At 74.9% G+C, this 17918-nt stretch carries 17 protein-coding genes; 9 read left to right on the top strand and 8 right to left on the bottom strand.

The features are described from left to right. Window positions 1-828 (top strand): tRNA-dependent cyclodipeptide synthase, encoded by an 828-nt coding sequence (locus ACZ47G_RS26115; protein ID WP_465746553.1) that lies wholly within the window; start codon window positions 1-3, stop codon window positions 826-828. Here ACZ47G_RS26115 and ACZ47G_RS26110 read toward each other — a convergent pair. Together ACZ47G_RS26110 and ACZ47G_RS26105 are read right to left on the bottom strand one after the other, a co-directional pair. Next, window positions 795-1493: a response regulator gene (locus ACZ47G_RS26110; protein WP_465746551.1), complete on the bottom strand. Its 699-nt coding sequence runs from the start codon at window positions 1491-1493 to the stop codon at window positions 795-797. The genes ACZ47G_RS26115 and ACZ47G_RS26110 overlap by 34 nt on opposite strands. Beyond that, the gene (locus tag ACZ47G_RS26105) at window positions 1490-2683 is read right to left on the bottom strand and encodes a sensor histidine kinase (RefSeq protein ID WP_465746549.1); all 1194 of its coding nucleotides are present in this window, start codon (window positions 2681-2683) and stop codon (window positions 1490-1492) included. Before ACZ47G_RS26105 ends, ACZ47G_RS26110 begins: the two co-directional genes overlap by 4 nt. Before the next feature lie 134 nt (window positions 2684-2817). On the opposite strand from ACZ47G_RS26105, the gene ACZ47G_RS26100 reads away from it, so the two are divergent. Further along, entirely contained in the window at window positions 2818-3729 is a 912-nt protein-coding gene (locus tag ACZ47G_RS26100; RefSeq protein WP_465746547.1) for an ABC transporter ATP-binding protein, read from the top strand. Further along, window positions 3726-4562, top strand: coding sequence for a protease-associated domain-containing protein (locus tag ACZ47G_RS26095; protein WP_465746545.1), 837 nt, complete (start codon window positions 3726-3728; stop codon window positions 4560-4562). The genes ACZ47G_RS26100 and ACZ47G_RS26095 overlap by 4 nt, the downstream gene beginning before the upstream one ends. Here the strand turns inward: ACZ47G_RS26095 and ACZ47G_RS26090 are convergent. Beyond that, window positions 4525-6048, bottom strand: a complete 1524-nt coding sequence (locus ACZ47G_RS26090) for an MFS transporter (protein ID WP_465746543.1) — start codon at window positions 6046-6048, stop codon at window positions 4525-4527. The genes ACZ47G_RS26095 and ACZ47G_RS26090 overlap by 38 nt on opposite strands. Window positions 6049-6321: 273 nt before the next feature. Between ACZ47G_RS26090 and ACZ47G_RS26085 the strand changes: the two genes are divergently transcribed. The 4 genes from ACZ47G_RS26085 (at window position 6322) to ACZ47G_RS26070 (ending at window position 11223) form a co-directional block, all read left to right on the top strand. After that, entirely contained in the window at window positions 6322-8388 is a 2067-nt protein-coding gene (locus ACZ47G_RS26085) for an MDR family MFS transporter (RefSeq protein ID WP_465746540.1), read from the top strand. 236 nt (window positions 8389-8624) lie between these two features. Next, the gene (gene lysA / locus ACZ47G_RS26080; RefSeq protein ID WP_465746538.1) at window positions 8625-10001 is read left to right on the top strand and encodes a diaminopimelate decarboxylase; all 1377 of its coding nucleotides are present in this window, start codon (window positions 8625-8627) and stop codon (window positions 9999-10001) included. Between the two features lie 41 nt (window positions 10002-10042). Then, window positions 10043-10969 (top strand): LysR family transcriptional regulator, encoded by a 927-nt coding sequence (locus ACZ47G_RS26075; RefSeq protein ID WP_465746536.1) that lies wholly within the window; start codon window positions 10043-10045, stop codon window positions 10967-10969. Window positions 10970-11064: 95 nt separating this feature from the next. Further along, a complete protein-coding gene (locus ACZ47G_RS26070) occupies window positions 11065-11223 on the top strand; it encodes a hypothetical protein (RefSeq protein ID WP_465746534.1) in 159 nt (52 codons plus the stop codon). Between the two features lie 86 nt (window positions 11224-11309). Here the strand turns inward: ACZ47G_RS26070 and ACZ47G_RS26065 are convergent, their stop codons facing one another. From ACZ47G_RS26065 to ACZ47G_RS26050, 4 genes are all read right to left on the bottom strand, one after another. Continuing rightward, window positions 11310-13007: an N-acyl-D-amino-acid deacylase family protein gene (locus ACZ47G_RS26065; protein WP_465746532.1), complete on the bottom strand. Its 1698-nt coding sequence runs from the start codon at window positions 13005-13007 to the stop codon at window positions 11310-11312. A 145-nt stretch (window positions 13008-13152) separates the two neighbouring features. Continuing rightward, window positions 13153-13566, bottom strand: a complete 414-nt coding sequence (locus tag ACZ47G_RS26060) for a hypothetical protein (RefSeq protein ID WP_465746530.1) — start codon at window positions 13564-13566, stop codon at window positions 13153-13155. Then, window positions 13563-14696: a molybdopterin-dependent oxidoreductase gene (locus tag ACZ47G_RS26055; protein WP_465746664.1), complete on the bottom strand. Its 1134-nt coding sequence runs from the start codon at window positions 14694-14696 to the stop codon at window positions 13563-13565. The genes ACZ47G_RS26060 and ACZ47G_RS26055 overlap by 4 nt, the downstream gene beginning before the upstream one ends. A gap of 255 nt (window positions 14697-14951) precedes the next feature. After that, on the bottom strand, window positions 14952-15989 hold the full coding sequence (locus tag ACZ47G_RS26050; RefSeq protein ID WP_465746662.1) for an aldo/keto reductase: 1038 nt from the start codon (window positions 15987-15989) through the stop codon (window positions 14952-14954). A gap of 126 nt (window positions 15990-16115) precedes the next feature. On the opposite strand from ACZ47G_RS26050, the gene ACZ47G_RS26045 reads away from it, so the two are divergent. Further along, window positions 16116-16736: a TetR/AcrR family transcriptional regulator gene (locus ACZ47G_RS26045; RefSeq protein ID WP_465746528.1), complete on the top strand. Its 621-nt coding sequence runs from the start codon at window positions 16116-16118 to the stop codon at window positions 16734-16736. A gap of 155 nt (window positions 16737-16891) precedes the next feature. Then, a complete protein-coding gene (locus tag ACZ47G_RS26040) occupies window positions 16892-17554 on the top strand; it encodes a C39 family peptidase (RefSeq protein WP_465746526.1) in 663 nt (220 codons plus the stop codon). On the opposite strand, the gene ACZ47G_RS26035 is transcribed toward ACZ47G_RS26040, so the two are convergent. Next, window positions 17544-17801: a hypothetical protein gene (locus tag ACZ47G_RS26035; RefSeq protein ID WP_465746524.1), complete on the bottom strand. Its 258-nt coding sequence runs from the start codon at window positions 17799-17801 to the stop codon at window positions 17544-17546. The genes ACZ47G_RS26040 and ACZ47G_RS26035 overlap by 11 nt on opposite strands. Window positions 17802-17918: the final 117 nt, after the last annotated feature.

Here is a 17918-nt window from a genome sequence, read left to right as displayed (position 1 = left end):
ATGCCTTCTGGCGAACGGACGTCCGTCGCGTCGCCGGAATCGCCCCGGGACCGACCGCACCCGTCCTACAGGGCGAGCATCGACCACGTCTCCCCGCCCTCCCGCCGGGCCGAACTGGCGGACCAGGACCGGTGCTTCCTCGGCATCAGCCTGGAGAACCCCGGCTTCGCCCCGGCCAAGCTGGCCGCCACCCTCCGCTGGATATCCGGGCGCTTCCCGCACTGCACGGTGCTGGTCGGGGACAGCATCCACCGGATCACCCTGGCCGCCACCCGCGGCCTGTCCGAGGACGAGGCGCTCGCCCGGGCGCTCGCCCTGGGCCGGAGCTTCACCGCCGAGACCCGCGCCCTGTTCGCGGCCGAACAGGAGCGGACCGAGTTCACCGTCCGGTACTGCTCCGAAGTCCAGCAGGGGACCGCCTACGCAGAGCTCCACCGCAGCCTCACCGACCACCACCGGACCGACCGGGCGTTCCGGGAGTCCGTCGAAGCCTTCGGCCGGAGCTACCACCGCCGGCACGCCGACCGGCTCACCGCGACCGGGCCGGAACGGCAGACCGAGCTGGAACGGCGGGTCGAGCTGTCCTCCCGGTACTTCCTGGAGGAACTGGCGGTCTTCGGCTGTCTCGCCCGCGAGGGCTGGCCGGTCATGGTCTACCCCGGTTCGCTGGCCTCCCTCGCCGAGATCACCGAGGGCCGGCACCCGGGCGTGCCCGAGGAGTTGCGCCGGTTGACCGTCGTCTCGCTCGGCCTGCGGAGGCGCTCGTCCCGGACCGGCCGGTACGGGCACGGTGCTCAGCCGGAGATGGACACCAGACCCGCCTCGTAGGCCAGGATGACCAGTTGCACCCGGTCCCGGGCGTCCAGCTTGGCCAGCAGCCGGGTCATGTAGGTCTTCACGGTGGCGACGCTGAGCACCAGTTCGGCGGCGATCTCGGCGTTGGACAGGCCCCGGCCGACCAGGGTGAGGATCTCCCGCTCCCGCTCGGTGATCACCTCCAGCCGGCGCGCCGCCACCGGCGCTCCGAGCGGCGGCTTCGGCTGCTGCGCCGCGAACGCCCCGATCAGCCGCCGGGTGACGCTCGGCGCGATCAGCGCCTCCCCCGCGGCGACCACCCGGACCGCCGCCAGGATGTCGTCCAGCGCCATGTCCTTGACCAGGAAGCCGGACGCCCCGGCGCGCAGCGCCGCGTACACGTGCTCGTCCTCGTCGAAGGTGGTGAGCACCACCACCCTGGTCGGCCCGCCGGCCGCGGTCACCAGCCGGGTGGCCTCGATGCCGTCGGCGACCGGGGGCATCCCCCGGCCGCCGGGCTGGGGGCGCATCCGGATGTCCATCACCACGACGTCCGGCCGCAGTTCGGCGGCCAGCCGGACGGCCTCGGCGCCGTCGCCCGCCTCGCCGACCACCTCGACGTCCGCGGTCTCGGCGATCACCATCTCCAGCGCGGCCCGCACCAGCGGCTGGTCGTCGGCCAGCACCACCCGGATCACGCCGTCACCTCCGCGGGGCCGGGGATCGGCAGCCGGGCGGCGACCCGGAAGCCGCCGCCCGGGCGCGGCCCGGCCTCGAACTCACCGTGCAGCAGGGCGACCCGCTCGCGCAGCCCGGCCAGGCCGAAGCCGCTGCCGGGCGCGCTGCCGTGGCCCCGGCCCCGATCGGTGATCTCCACGCTCAGCTCCCCCGCCGCGCGGTCGACGGTCACCAGGCAGTCGCGAACCTGCGCGTGCCGGACCACATTGGTCACCGACTCCTGGATGATCCGGAACGCCGAGAGGTCGATCTCCGGTGGCAGCGACCCCGGTTCGCCCGCGCGCCGCAGCTCGACCCGCACCCCGGCCGCGGTGGTGGTCTCGGCCAGCCGGTCGAGATCGGCCAGGCCCGCCGGGACGGTGTCCGACACCTCGCCGTCGGCCTGGCGCAGAGCGACCAACATGCGGCGCAGCGCGGCCAGGGTCTCCCGGCCGGCGGTCTCGATCTCGCCCAGCGCCTGCTTGGCCCGCTCGGGCCGGCGGTCGATCACCCGCCGGGCGGCGCCGGCCTGGAGGGCGACGATGCCGATGCTGTGGGCGACGGTGTCGTGCATCTCCCGGGCGATCCGCAGCCGTTCGGCGGTGACCGCCTCGACGGCCGCCCGGCTGCTCAGCGCCTCGGCGTGCTCCCGGTTCTGCCGGAGCGAGCGCCCGGCCAGCCAGGCGATCAGGGCGAGCAGCGCGGCGCCGTCGGCGGTGCCGATGTGGGTGCCGGTGAAGATGCCGACGGTGTTGCCGGGCACCAGTCCGATGTGCAGCACCAGGAAGGTCATGACCAGCGCGGAAGCGGCCCGCGAACTGCGGCGCGGCGCTCCGGCGGTGATCACGAAGAGCGCGACGTCCACGGCGAGAAGCGCGGCCGGGGGCACCTGGTTCTTCGCCGCCCAGCCGTCGGTCTCGGTCCAGGTGGCGATCAGCAGCACGATGACCGAGAGCACCGGCCGACGGCGCACCAGCGCGGCACCGGCGAAGGCCACCACCGTGGTGGCCAGGGCGAACGGCAGGCCGCCGTGCGCGGCGGCGCCGTGCTGCCGCCAGCCGGTGTCGCGGAGCAGCACGGCGGGGTAGGCGACGGCCACGCACCAGGCGAGGGCGACCCAGGCCTCGGGCGGGACGCGCCGGATCAGCGGGGCTGTCGGTGTCGCGGACATGGTTCAAGATCGTAACGACCGGCCGGGCGCCCGGCATCCAACCATGGTTGTACGACCGGGGCAGGCGCGTGGACCCTGCGGTGTCGACGCCGGTCCGATGTGGCGGCCGGGGCTCCCCCGGCATCGTGGTGGCCATGATCGAAGTCATCGAACTCACCAAGCGCTACGGCCGCCGCACGGCCGTCGACCGGCTGACCTTCACCGTCCGCCCCGGGCACGTCACCGGCTTCCTCGGCCCCAACGGCGCCGGCAAGTCCACCACCCTGCGGATGATCCTGGGCCTGGATGCCCCGACCTCCGGCACCGCCACCGTGGACGGCCGGGCCTTCCGCGGCCTGCCGCGCGGCCTGCGGGAGGTCGGCGCGCTGCTCGACGCGGGCAACGTGCACGGCGGACGCACCGGCTCCGCCCAGCTGCGGGCCCTGGCCCTCAGCAACGCGATCCCCCGCCGACGGGTGGACGAGGTGCTCGCCGAGGTCGGCCTGGCCGACGCCGCGGGGCGGCGGATCGGCGGCTACTCGCTGGGCATGAAGCAGCGCCTGGGCATCGCCGGCGCCCTGCTCGGCGACCCGCCCGTCCTCCTCTTCGACGAGCCGCTGAACGGGCTGGACCCGGAGGGCGTGCTCTGGGTGCGCGGACTGTTCCGCCGCCTCGCCGCCGAAGGCCGTACCGTCTTCGTCTCCAGCCACATGATGGCCGAGATGGAGCACACCGCGGACCGCCTGGTGGTGATCGGCCGCGGCCGGCTGATCGCCGACGAGAGCCTGAGCGAGTTCGCCGCCCGGGCCGGCCGCGCCTCCGTCAGCGTCCGCGCCGCCGAACCCGACCGGCTGGCCGCCGTCCTGCGCGCCGAGGGCGCCACCGTCCGGCCCGGACCGGACGGCAGCCTGGACGTCACCGGGCTGGACGCCGGCCGGATCGGCGAACTCGCCCTGGACCAGCGCCTGTTGCTGTACGCCCTGACCGAGCGCGGCGCCTCCCTGGAGGACGCCTTCATGGAACTGACCGCCGACAGCGTCGAATACCTCGCCGGAGAGCCCCGATGAGCACCGCCACTCTTTCCCCTTCCACGCCCCTGCGCCGCCACCGCTTCGGCGACCTGCTCGCCGCCGAGTGGCTCAAGTTCTGGTCACTGCGCTCCATCCCCTGGGTGCTCGCCATCGGCACGCTGGTCGTCATCGCCGCCAACCTCAAGTCCGCCCAGTACACCCACGACCACTACACGCTCGGCGACGGCGACCCGGTGGCGATGAAGCAGGCCGCCCTGAACGACGCCTTCGACACCGCCTGCGCCGACATCGTGATGCTGCTGGCCGGCGGCCTCGGCGCGATCGTCATCACCGGCGAGTACGCGACCGGGCTGATCCGCACCACCCTGGCCGCCGTCCCCGACCGCCGGGCGGTGCTGCTCGCCAAGGCGGGCGTGCTGGCCGCGGTGCTGACCGGCTTCGGTGTCGTCAGCGTGGGCGTCTCCTTCGCCCTCTCCCAGGCGATGCTGGCCGACCGCGGCATCGGCCAGTCGATCACCGACCCGACCGCCTTCCGGTACGTGGCCGCGGCCGTCCTGTTCGCCCCGGTCTGCGGACTGGTCGGGCTCTGCCTCGGCACCCTGCTGCGGCACAGCGCGGGCGCCGTGGTGGGCACCGTGGTGGTGCTGTTCTTCCTGCCGTCCTTCGTCAACGAGCGCTACCGCTGGACCGCCGATCTGCTGCACGCCCTGCCGTTCCCGGCCTGGCAGCGCCTGGCCCGCACCACGCTGGCGAACATGCGCCCCACCGAGTACCCGGCCACCGTCGCCGGCTCCTGGACCACCTACGCGGTGTGGGCGCTCGCCTCGGTGCTCATCGCGGCGGTGGCGATCCAGCGCCGCGACCACTGAGGGCGCCGGCCGCCTCGCGCCGGCCGGCCCACTCGTCGGCCAGCGCCACCAGCAGGGCCGTCAGCACCAGCCCCGCCGCGACGGCGACGCCCAGTTCGAAGGCCAGCGCCCAGTCGGGGCGGGGTCCGGCCGCGTGGGCGAAGAAGACCGAGCCGACCACGGCGATGCCGACCGCCGAGCCGACCCGCTGGGCGGTCTGCAGCACGCCACCCGCGCTGCCCGCCCGGGTGAGCGGCACGTGCTGGAGGGTGAGCGTCTGGTTCGGGGCGATCACCAGGCCGCTGCCCACCCCGGCGACCAGCAGCGGTACGAGCGTCGTCCAGCCCACCGAGGGCCCCGACCACAGCTGCACCGCCAGCGCCGAGGCCAGCAGGCCGACCAGCACCAGCAGCAGCCCGAGCACCACCAGCCGCCGGCCCAGCCGGCTCACCAGCCGCCCGCCCACCGCGGCCGCCACCCCCGAACCCACCGCGAAGGGGGTGATCGCCAGACCCGCCGTCAGCGCCGAGTAGTGCAGACCCGCCTGCAGGTAGAGCGTGAAGATGAAGAAGATCGCGGTGAACCCGGCGAAGTACACCAGCGACAGCAGCACCCCCGCCGCGTACGGCCGCACCGCGAACAGCGCCATGCTGACCAGCGGTTCGTGCCGACGCCCGTAGACCCGCTCCCAGCCGACGAAGGCGGCCAGCAGCACCGCCGCCAGCGGCAGCAGCAGCCAGCGGGCCGGGCCGTGCCACTGCTGCTCCTGGACGAACGGCAGCAGCAGGGCGACCGTCCCCGCACCGAGCAGCAGCACCCCGAGCGGGTCGAAGTCCCGGTGCCCGGCCCGCTCGGCGGCCGGGCGCGGCGGCGGGAGCAGCCGGTAGGCGATCGGCAGGGCGGCGAGGCCGATCGGCAGGTTGACCAGGAACACCCAGCGCCAACCGTCCTGGGGGCCGACCAGGTGGATCAGCAGGCCGCCCAGCAGCGGGCCGACGGCGGTGGACAGCCCGATGGTCGCGCCGAGCGCGCCGAAGGCCCGGCCGCGTTCGGCGCCCTGGAACAGGACCTGGATGAAGCCGGACACCTGGGGCACCAGCACCCCGCCGGCCGCGCCCTGGAACAGCCGGGCCAGCACCAGCCACTCCTGGTCCTGGGCCGCACCGGCCAGCGCGCTGGCGGCGGTGAACAGGGCGAGCCCGGCGAGGAAGACGGCCCGACGGCTCCGGGCGTCGCCGAGCCGCCCGGCGGGGACGAGCACGAGGCCGAAGGCCAGCGCGTAGCCGCTGAGCACCCACTGCAGGCCACTGTCCGACATGTGCAGCCCGACCCGGACGGTGGGCAGCGCGACGTTCACGATGCTGACGTCCAGCAGGGTCATGAACCCGGCCACCAGGCAGACCGTCAGCGCCTGCCAGCGGCGCGCGTCGGCCCGCCCGCCGACGGCGGAGGCACCGGGCGGCTGCGGGCGCGGGTTCTGCGCGTCAGGGGAGGTGGGGGCGGTCATGGGGAGCCTCTTCCCGGGGTCCGGGGCCCGGGGCCCGGCGGACAGGCCCGAGGACAGGCCCTAGTCCTGGCTCTGCTCCGGCTCATCCTCACCTGGGCCGTACCCCGCCGCCACCCGAGGCCCGCCCGCCACCCGAGGCCCGCCCGGCGTCCGGCGCACGTCGTCCGTTCTCTCATCCGGTCTCCCGCCCGGGCTCTCCTCCGACTCACGTCCGGCTCACTCGAACGGACGAACCGGATCGCGACCGGCCCGCCCGCCCCCGAGGCTGGCCGCATGACCGTCGCCACCGAGACCCCGCCCTCCGCCCCGCCGGTGCTCGACGTGCGGCAGCGGAACGTCGTCTTCGCCACCATCGTGCTCGGCATGCTGCTGGCCGCCCTCGACCAGACCATCGTCGGCACCGCGCTGCCCACCATCGTCTCGGACCTCGGCGGCGCCGCCCACATGTCCTGGGTGGTGACGTCCTACCTGCTGGCCGAGACGGTGGCCACCGTGCTGGCCGGCAAGTTCGGCGACCTGTACGGGCGCAAGCTGATCTTCCAGCTGTCGGCGATCGTCTTCGTCGGCGGCTCGTTCCTGTGCGGCCTGTCCACCAACATGACCCTGCTGATCGCCTGGCGGGCGGTGCAGGGCATCGGTGCGGGCGGGCTGATGGTGACGGCCATGGCGCTGATCGCGGACGTCATCCCGTTGCGCGAGCGCGGCAAGTACCAGGGCGCGATCGGCGCGGTGTTCGGCCTGGCCACCGTCATCGGGCCGCTGCTGGGCGGGCTGTTCACCGACCACCTGTCCTGGCGCTGGGCGTTCTACGTGAACGTCCCGATCGCCGTCGTGGTGGTGCTCGCGGCCGCCCGGACCATCCCGTCGGTGCGCTCGGCGGTGCGGCCGGTGATCGACTACCTGGGCATCGCGCTGGTCTCGGTCGGCGCCAGCGCCCTGATCCTGGCGACCAGTTGGGGCGGCAACCAGTACGCCTGGGGCTCCGGGGTGATCATCGCCCTGTTCGTCGGCGGCGCGGTGGCGCTCGGGCTGTTCTGCCGGGCGGAGACCCGGGCGGCCGAACCGATGCTGCCGATGCGGCTGTTCCGCAACCCGGTGTTCGCGGTCTGCTCGGTGCTCAGCTTCATCGTCGGCTTCGCCATGCTCGGCGCGCTGACCTTCCTGCCGACCTTCCTCCAGTACGTCGACGGCGACTCCGCGACCGTCTCCGGCGTGCGGATGCTGCCGATGGTGATCGGCCTGCTGATCGCCTCGATCGCCAGCGGCAACGTGGTCAGCAAGACCGGCCAGTACCGGCTGTTCCCGATCGCCGGGACGCTGGTGATGGCCGTCGGCCTCTACCTGCTGTCGCGGCTCGAACCCGGCACCGGCACCGCGCTGGCCTCCCTCTACATGTTCGTGCTCGGTGTCGGCATCGGGCTGAGCATGCAGGTGCTGACCATCGCCGTGCAGAACACCGTCGACTACGCGGACCTCGGCACCGCCACCTCCGGGGTGACCTTCTTCCGCACCATCGGCAGCTCCTTCGGCACCGCCGTGTTCGGCACCATCTACGCCAACGGCCTCAAGACCGAACTGGCCAAGGGCGTCGCCTCCGCCGCCCGGCTCACCGGCGCCGACCCGGCCGTACTGGCCCACGCCGCCGAGAGCCCCCAGGGCCTGCACCGGCTGCCCGCCGACCAGGCCGCACCGATCATCCAGTCGTACTCGGACGCCCTGCACACCGTGTACCTGTGGACGATCCCGGTGGCCCTGGTCGGCTTCGTGGTCGCGCTGTTCCTCAAGCAGGTGCAGCTGCGCGACACCACCCGGGCCGGCTCCACCGACATGGGCGAGGGCTTCGCCCAGCCGACCACCAGCGACTCCGACCCGCACCTGGAGTACGCGGTCTGCAAGATCGTGCGCGGCGTGGACCTGGACACCGTACGGACCATCGTCGGCGGCGCCGACACCCGGGTCGACCTCGCCGGCGCCTGGGCCCTGATGGAGGTGGCCGGCCACACCAAGGCCCTCGGCCACGCCTCCCTCGACCTCATCGCCACCCGCAAGAAGCTGCCGCCCGAGGTCCTGGAACCGGTCTTCGACCGGATGGCCGCCGAGGGCTACCTCACCCGCGACGGCGACCGCCTCGCCCCCACCGACGCCGGCACCCGCGAGGTCCGCGCCCTCGGCCGCGCCTGGTCCGGCTGGCTCAACGACCGCCTCGACGCCGACGCCGGCCGCCCCCGCAGCCCCCGACTGCGCACCGCCGCCGACGCCATCGCCTGGCGCCTGCTCACCGAGGACCTCGCCAACGGCCTCCCGGCCGGCGCCCGCCCCAAGGCCGGCACCAAGGTCTGACGCCCGGAAGCGGACGCCGCCCGCCCCGGCTACAGCCGGCTGGTGTCGAGGTCCAGGCCGAACGGCGCCGGGAGGCGGACCGGGGCACCCAAGGGGTGCGGCCCGCTCTCGGCCGCGTAGCCGAGCGCGGCTGAGCATCGAGGAAGGTACGGCTCAGCGCCGGAAGAATGCGCTTTATCGACCCATCCCGCACGCCCGAGGATGAGCAGCGAATCCAGCCCGCCGAAAGGAATGCCGTGTCCGCTGCGCCGCCCGCCCTGCCGTCCGTCGACACGTCCGTCGACACGCCCGTCGAGGCGGGCCTGCTGCCGCTCACCGCCGAGGTCCGGCCGGAGGGCCTGGCGGTGGGCGGTGTCCTGCTGGAGCAGATCGCCCGCCGGCACGGCACCCCGCTCTTCGTCTACGACGAGGAGCACCTGCGCCGGCGCTGCCGGGAGGCGGTGGCCGCCTTCGGCCGGGGCAACGTCGCCTACGCCTCCAAGGCCTTCCTGTGCACCGCCATGGCCCGGCTCGCCGCCGAGGAGGGCCTGCTGCTGGACGTGGCCTCCGGCGGCGAGCTGCGCACCGTGCTGTACGCCGGGGTGGAGCCGGACCGCATCGTGCTGCACGGCAACAACAAGGACGACGCCGAGCTGCGCACCGCGATGACCGCCGGAGTGCACCACATCGTGGTGGACAGCTTCGACGAGCTGGAGCGGATCGAGCGGCTGCACCACGTGGAGGGCCTGCCGCCGGCCCGGATCCGGGTGCGGGTGGCGCCCGGCGTCGCGGCGGGCGCCCACCAGGCGATCCGGACCGGGGGCCGCGACTCCAAGTTCGGCTTCGGCCTGGCCGACGGCGTCGCCGAGGCCGCCGTGCGGCGGGCCCGGGCCTCCTCGGCCGTCCGACTGGACGGCGTCCACGCCCACGTCGGCTCCCAGGTGCTCGACCCGGCCGAACTCGCCGACGGCGCCGCCGCGATGGCCCGCTTCGCGGTGGACAGCGAGGTCACCGGACTGACCGTGGGCGGCGGTCTGGGCGTGGCCTACGTGGGCGGGCAGAGCGCCCCCTCGTTCGCCGTCTGGGCGGAGAAGGTGCGCGCGGCGGTGCGCGGCGCGGGCTGGACGGGCGAGGTCGGCGTCGAGCCGGGCCGGGCGATAGTCGCCCGGGCCGGGCTGACGCTGTACCGGGTCGGCACCGTCAAGCGGATCCCGGGCGTGCGCACCTACGTCAGCGTGGACGGAGGGATGAGCGACAACCCCCGGCCGGCGCTCTACCAGGCCCGCTACGAGGCGTTCCTGCCGCGCTGCCCCGAGGCGGCCCGCCCGCAGCGCGCCCGGCTGGTCGGCAAGCACTGCGAGAGCGGCGACGTGATCATCGACGACGCGGCCCTGCCGGCGGACCTGCGGGTCGGGGACCTGCTGGCCACCCCGGTCACCGGCGCCTACGGCTACGCGATGGCCTCCAACTACAACAAGCTGCCGCGACCGGCCGTGGTCTTCGTCCGCGACGGCCGGGCCCGGCTGGTGGTGCGGCGGGAGACCGAGTACGACCTGCTCCGCCTGGACGTGGCGGGCGAGGGCGGCGCGGAGCGGCCGACCCCCGAGCTGGTCACCACCCGACCGGGCGGCTGAGGGCCGGACAGGCCCTCGGGGACAGGGCCTAACCTGGGCCGATGCTGAACAGTGCCCGACTGCTCGTCCTGCTGGAGATCGCCCGCCGGGGCACCATCGTGGCCGCGGCGCAGGCACTGCATCTGAGCCCCTCCGCCGTGTCGCACCAACTCGCCCGTCTGGAGCAGGAGTTGGGTGTGGCACTGGTGGAGCGGGCGCCGCAGTCGCTGCGCCTGACGGCCGCGGGCGCCCGGCTGGCCGAGCACGCCCAGGCGATCGCCGACCTGATGGCCGTCGCCCAGGACGACCTGCGGGCGCACGCGGGGGCGGCGGCCGGGGTGCTGCGGGTCGGCTTCTTCGTCTCCGCCGGGCTGGAGCTGCTGCCCCGGGCGCTGTCGGAGTTCGCGGACCGGCACCCGCAGGTGGAGCTGGAGCTGGTGATGGGCCAGCCGCACGAGCTGGTGCCCGACCTGGAGGCCGGCCGGCTGGACACGGCCGTGGTGTTCGAGCACCCGCTGGACCCGTGGTGGCGCCAGGCCTCGGTGGAGGTGCGGATGTTCTTCGAGGAACCGCAGCTGATCGTGCTGCCGCCCCGGCACCGGCTGGGGCGGCGCCCGGTGGTGCGGCTGGCCGAGCTGGCGGGCGAGAGCTGGATCGGCACCCACGGCGGCGGCACCGGCGAGCCGGTGCTGGAACGCGCCTGCGCCGCCGAGGGGTTCCGGCCCCGCGTGCGCTGCCGCAGCGACCAGTACCAGGTCACCGTCAACCTCGCCCGGGCCGGGATGGGCGTGGCGCTGATCCCGGCCCTCGGGCTGGCCGACAGCACCGGGGTGCGGGTCTGCCGGCTGGACCACCCGCAGCTGCACCGCCGGATCGGGGTGGCCACCCGGGCGACCAACCGCAATCCGGTGCTGAGCGCGTTCCTCGCCGAACTCGGCGCCGCCGCCGGGGAGATCGGCTCCGCGCTGGCGCAGCGGTGGGCGGTCTGAGCGCCCGTTCCTCGCCCTGTGCCACGGGCTGCGGGTGTGTCATGCTTCTGCGACCAGAATCCATCTCAGCTGATTGGGCCCTGATGATCCGCCGGATGTCCGCACTCCTGATCGCCGCCGCAGCCGCCCTCTCGATCGGCGCGGCCTACGCCCAGCACACCGCGAGCCGCACCGCGAGCCGGACCACGACCGTCGCCGAGGCCCCCGCCAGCACCGCCGGCGGACACACGGACCAGCGCTCCGAGCACAACTGACGGTCGGCCGAGCCCGGTTGGCCCCCGTGCCGAGCCCGGGCGGCCGCCGTGCAGCAGCAGGTCGATCCGGCCGCCCGGGGCCGGGCTCACCGGACCCGCAGCACCTCGCCCGCCCGGGCCCCGGTCGCCCGGCCCCCGCGCACCGCGACGTTCCCGGCGACCACCACCGTCTCCACGCCCTCCGGCGGCAGCAGCGGCCGGTCGAAGGTCGCCCGGTCGAGCACGGCCGCCGGGTCCAGCACCACCAGGTCCGCCACCGCGCCGTCCCGCAGCACCCCGCGCCCGGCCAGCCGGAACCGCGCCGCGGGCAGGCCGGTCATCTTGTGCACCGCGCGTTCCAGCGGCAGCAGCCCCTGGCGGCGCCCGTAGTGGCCGAGCACCCGGGCGAAGCTGCCCGCCCAACGCGGGTGCGGGCGACCGGGTTTGGGCACCCCGTCCGAGCCGATCATGGACAGCGGGCTGGCCAGCACCCGGCGGACGTCGTCCTCCCGCATCGAGTGGCTGATGATGGTCACCTCGCCCCGCCCCTCCAGCAGCAGCTCGCAGACGTAGTCCACCGGGTCCGCGCCGCGCTCGGCCGCCAGTTCGGCGATCCGCCGGCCCTCGGTCGCGGGGCGGGCCGGGGCGGCGGCGACCGAGATGAAGTTCCAGCCCCCGTTGCCCACGGTGTTCTCCCAGCCCGGCACGCCGTTCGCGATGTCCGCCCGGATCCGCCCGCGCACCTCCGGACTGCCCAGCCGGGCCAGCAGCGAGCCCGGCCCGCCCTCGCTCACCCACGGCGGCAGCATCGCGTGCAGCACGGTGCTGCCCGCGGTGTACGGGTAGACGTCGCAGAGCACGTCCACGCCCTCGGCGCGGGCCCGCTCCAGCCGCGGCAGGGTGCGCAGGGTGGCGCCCCAGCCGTGCCGGCCGGCCGTCTTGTGGTGGGAGACCTGCAGCGCGGCGCCGGAGCGCACGGCGATCTCCAGGGCCTCCTCCAAGGCCGTCTCCACCTGGGACATCTCGTCCCGCAGGTGGGTCACGTACGGCTTGCGGTGGCGCGCGGCGACCGTCGCCAGGGCGACGATCTCCTCCGTGCCGGCGTAGCCGCCGGGCGGGTAGATCAGCCCGGTGGAGAACCCGGCGGCGCCCTGGGTGAGCGAGCGGTCCAGCAGCTCGCACATCGAGGCCAGTTCCTCGGGGCGGGGCGGGCGGTCCGCGAAGCCCATCACCCCGGCGCGCAGGGTGCCGTGGCCGATCAGCGAGGCCAGGTGGGTGCGCCGCAACTCGGGCCGCTGGCCGGCCGCGAAGCCGGCGAAGTCCCCGGCCGGGCGCACCGGCCCGAGGCCGAAGGTGACCCGCAGGTGCTCGGCCAGCTCGGGCAGCCGCCCGGGCAGCGCGGGGAACAGGCTGGTGCCGCAGTTGCCGGCGATCTCGGTGGTGACGCCCTGCAGCAGCGGGGCCAGCCGCAGCTCCTCGGTGCCGTGGCCGTGGCCGTGGCTGTGGCCGTGGCTGTGGCCGTGGCTGTGGCTGTGGCCGTCCGCGCCGGACTCACCGTCCGCGCCGTCGAAGGTGGCCGCGAGCGCGTCCGAGTGGGTGTGGACGTCGATGAAGCCGGGGGTCACCACCCGCCCGGTGACGTCCAGCACCTCGACCGCGTCCGCCGCGGCCCCCGGTGCCAGCACGGCGACCCGCCCGCCGACGACCGCCACGTCCGCCGGACGGCCGGCGTCCCCGGTGCCGTCCACCAGGGTGCCGCCGCGCAGCAGCAGGTCGATCCGGGCGGACGGGGCACGGCGGTGCATCGGCGACTCCTCGGACGGTGGCGGTCCGCCGATGCTGGCAGCCGGCGGCGGGGAAACGGAAGATGATGAGGCGATTTCCGCCTCAGCCACCACATTGGTACTGCTGCCCGGGTGGCCCCGCCGCGCCGCCGTACCGCCGAACGGGCTACCGGCGTGCCCGGCGTGCCCGGCGTGCCCGGCCGACCGCCTCCAGGAGCAGGGTGACCGCGGCCGTCGCGAGCAGCAGCCACCACAGGTTGCGCGCATAGGGCAGCGGCAGCACGGTCGGGTTGGCGCCTTCGCCCGCGTGCAGGACGGCCGGCAGCCCGACCGCGGTCAGTGCGGTGGCCACGATCAGGCCGCCGCGCACCGTCCAGGACAGCCGGGGCAGGGCCGCCCCGACCAGGCAGACCAGCGGGAGCCACAGCCCGTCGTGCAGCACCACTCCCCCGGCCGCCCAGATCCCGACGTCCAGCGGGTCCCGGAGGTCCGGGTCGGTCAGCAGCCCGTGCCCGCCGTAGCCGATCACGCCCACCGCGACCAGCCCGGTCACCGTCCGCAGCACCCTCGCCGCGTTCATGCGATCACCTCGATCCGCTCCACCCACTTGGTCTGCAGCACGCCCGGCCGACCCGGCGCGATCACTCGGGCCGGGTAGCCGTGGTCGGCGTCCAGGACCGCGCCGTCGACCCGCAGCGCCAGCAGGGTCAGCGGGTCGGCGGCGTGGGCGGCCTCCATCTCGGTCTGCCGGTAGGGGCCGTCCGCCTCCAGGGAGGTGATCCGCAGCCGGGCGGTGGCCGGGGCTCCGGCGCGGGCCACCAGGTCGCGGATGCGCACCCCGGCCCAGTGCGCGGAGGCGCTCCAGCCTTCGACGCAGGCGATCGGCAGCACGGCTTCGTGCTGGTCCATGGCCAGCAGTTCGGCCATGGTCAGCTGGTACGGCTGCGGACCGGTGACGGTCAACCGCCAGTCGGCGGGCGGAAGTTCGGTGCCCGCCGCGGCCGCGGTCCGGTTGACCGGCAGGCCCTGGGGGCCGTCGCCCGGGCGTCGCGGCGCCAGCAGGTCGATCCGGCGCAGCCACGGCACCGTCTGTCCGGCGGTGACCGCCGTCACCGCCAGGACGGACGCGGTGACGGCGGCCAGGAAGCTCCGGCGCTCCGCCGGGCCGGGCCGCCCGCGCCGCCAATGGGCGGCGATCTCCGGCGACTTGACGGCCAGGTGCAGCAGCAGCCCGCCGACCGCGATCCACGCCAGCCAGAAGTGCGTCTGCCGGAACGGGAACGGCCACACGTACCACTGCAGGGTGTTGAGCAGCCCGGTGAACAGTTCCAGCACCATCGACGCGACCAGCAGCAGGATGCCCAGTCGCTCCAGCGCGTGCCGCACGCTGCGCGCGGGGGGCCATTCGAACAGCCTCGGGTAGACGGTCCACAACTTGGCGCCCAGCAACGGGATCGCGGCGATGCCGCTGATCACGTGCGCCCCCTGGGTGGCCCGGTAGAGCCCCACCGGTCGGGTGGGCAGGTGGTCGCGCAGCCAGCCGGGCGGCTCCTGCAGCGCATGGCTGTACAGGCCGGTGAGGAAGCAGAGCAGCAGTGCCGCGCCGAGCCAGCGGCCGACCACCACGGCGGTGCGGGGATCGTGGAGCCGGGAGCGGAACGCGCCTTCGCGCAGCGGTCCTTTCCGCAGCGCCTCGGGCGGCGTCGGCAGCGGCAGGTCGAAGTGCCGCCCGGCAGAACGGGAGGAAGGGGTTCGTCGCACCCTGCCATGACAGCAGCCGCCGGGCCCGGACCGGTGGAGTCGGCCGCTTACGGAATTCGTACGGCCGGCGGGTCCGCGGCTCCGGCGGGTCCGCTGCTCCGGCCGATCACGCGGCCGAGGGCGTCGCGGCGGTACCCGGCTCGACACGGGGGCGCGCCCACCGGTCGACGCCACCGATCGATGCCACCGGTCGATTCCGCCCGGTCAGCCGGCCAGGGGCGGGTTGAGGCGGGCGAAGCCGGCCTGGCGGCGGTAGGGGAAGTACGGGTAGGGGGCGGTGCGGGCGCTGGCGGCGTCGAGGCGGGCGACCTGGTCGGGAGTCAGGGACCAGCCGATGGCCCCGAGGTTCTGGCGGAGCTGGTCCTCGTTGCGGGCGCCGATGATGACGGAGGAGACGGTGGGGCGGCGCAGCAGCCAGTTGATCGCGATCTGCGGGACGGTGCGGCCGGTTTCGGCGGCGATCTCGTCGAGGGCGTCGACCACCCGGTGGAGCAGGTCGTCGTCGACCGGCGGGCCGTAGTCGGCGGTGTCGTGCAGGCGGCTGCCGGCCGGGAGCGGTTGGCCGCGGCGGATCCGGCCGGTGAGGCGGCCCCAGCCGAGCGGGCTCCAGACCAGGGCGCCGACGCCCTCCTGTTCGGCGAGCGGCATCAGCTCCCACTCGTAGTCGCGGCCGACCAGGGAGTAGTAGACCTGGTGAGCGGCGTAGCGGGGGCGGCCGTGCCGCTCGGCCAGGTCGAGGGACTTCATCAGCTGCCAGCCGGAGAAGTTGGAGACGCCGGTGTAGCGGATCTTGCCCGCGCGGACGAGGTCCTCCAGGGTGGCCAGCACCTCCTCGATCGGGGTGGCGGCGTCGTAGGCGTGCAGCTGGAAGAGGTCGAGGTGGTCGGTGCCGAGGCGGCGCAGCGCGTCGTCCACCGAGCGGATGAGCCGGGCGCGGGAGGTGCCGGCCTGCTGGGGGCCGTCGCCGAGCGGGAGGCCGGCCTTGGTGGAGATCAGCACCTGGTCGCGGCGGCCGCGGAGGGCCTGGCCGAGCACCTCCTCGGAGGCGCCGTCGGAGTAGACGTCGGCGGTGTCGAAGAGGGTGACGCCGGCGTCGATGGCGATGTCGAGGAGGCGGCGGGCCTCCTGGACGTCGGTGGTGCCCCAGGCGCCGAACAGCGGGCCGCGGCCGCCGAAGGTGCCGGTGCCGAGGCTCAGGGCGGGGACCTTGAGGCCGGATGCGCCGAGTCGGCGGTATTCCATGCCGGTGGATTCCACGGTGGTTGACATGAAGGCACTCCCCTCGGAGCCCCTAATGGGACTCTCGTTCCGTTAGAATGGATCGAACCTAGCAGACTCCACCCAGCTAATGGAACAGGAATCCCGTTAATGGCCGACGAGCCCTCCACGCCCGGCACCGTCCGTCCCGGCGGCCGCACCGCCCGGGTGCGCGCCGCCGTCCTGCGGGCCGCCGAGGACGCCCTGGTCGAACACGGCTTCGGCGGCCTCGACCTCGGCGACCTCGCCCAGCGGGCCGAGGTCGGCCGCACCACCGTCTACCGCCGCTGGGGCAGCACCACCGCCCTGGTCGCCGACCTGCTCACGGACATGGCCGAGCAGTCACTGCCGCGCGCCCGCAGCGGCTCGCTCGCCGAGGACCTCCGGGCCAACGCCCGACTGGTCCAGCGGACCCTGGCCGACCCCCGGCAGGGCGCGCTGTTCCGCGCCGTCCTCGTCGCCGCCAACGGCGATCCGGGCACCGCCGAGGCGCTGCGGCACTTCTACCGGCGCCGGGTCGAGGAGTGGGCGCCGTGCGTCACCGAGGCCGTCGAGCGCGGCGAACTCCCCGCCGACACCGACCCGTTCGAGGTGATCCGGGCCGTCTCGGCGCCGCTCTACTACCGGATGCTCACCACCGCCGAGCCGCTCGCCCAGTCCGCCGCCGACCGCGCCGCGGCCGCCGCCGAGGCCGCCGCCCGGGCGGGGGCGTACCGGCGCGCGGAGGGCTGAGGGCGAGCGGCCGAGTACGCCGACGGCCCGGGCGGCCGGCCCCGCCGGAACCACCGGGACCACCGGAACTGCCGGGACCACCGGAGGGAACGCTCCGTCACCTGATCGCCCCTCACCGGCTGCGGAGCGCGACCGGTCTTCGTAGCGTCATGGCCATGACGATTACCGCACGCGCTTCCCTGCTCGCCGTCCTCACCACCACGACCCTGGCGCTGGGCGCCACCCCCGCCCCCGCCGCCGCGACCGTCCCCTACTACCACCAGCAGCTCAGCGACGACTGCGAGGCCGCCGCCCTGCGCATGGTCCTCGCCGCGCGGGACGTGACGGCCGACGACCAGCAGATCCTGGACCGGATCGGCGTCGACCGGGCGCACCCCGAGTTCGGCCACTCCGGCCCGCGGTCCGGCGACCCCTACGAGGCCTTCGTCGGCGACCCCGACGGCTCGGAGACCGGCGGCACCGGCTTCGGCGTCTACTCCCCTCCCGTCGCCGAGGCCGCCCGCTCGTACGGGCTCACCGTGCTCCAGGACGGCTCGGGCATCTCCGTCCAGCAGCTCAAGGACCAGCTCGCCGCCGGCCACCCGGCGATCGTCTGGGTGGACTACCTCTGGCGGCACCTCAAGAGCACCACCTACACGGCCTACGACGGCCGGAGCGTGCTGTACGCCGGGACGGCCGAACACACCGTCGTGGTCACGGGGTTCAGCGGCGGCAAGGTGTCGGTCAACGACCCGGCCCGCGGCCGCACCACCGTCTCCGAGCAGGACTTCGCCGACGGCTACGCCACGTACGGGCACATGGCGGTGGTCATCCGCTGACCCCTGCCCCCGCGCCGCCGGGCGTCACCGCCGGGGGAACCGGGGGAAGCCGAACGCGAAGCCGTCGGCCCGGGAGCCAGGGCGGCAGCTCTTCCAGCGCCTGTACGGTCTGCGCCCGGTTGCCCCCGCCGTCGCGCGGCGGCACGGTCGGGCCGATGCGCAGCCGGGCCTTCGCCGTCTCGACGACCCGCTCCACACCCGGGCGCTCGAAGTCGCGGGTGTCGACGTTCCAGCCCAGCGGGCGCATGCCGTGGGCGCGGCGACCATCTGCCGGGCGAGGCCGGGGGTCGCGGTGCCCACCTCGGCGCCCGCCACCCTCGGCCGCCCGCCCGCGCGCACCGTGAGCCGCGTACGAGCGTTTCGC

Source organism: Kitasatospora sp. NPDC030952, from assembly GCF_055571335.1.
Note: the sequence above shows the minus strand (reverse complement) of the source record. Positions and strands in the feature narration are given on the sequence as shown.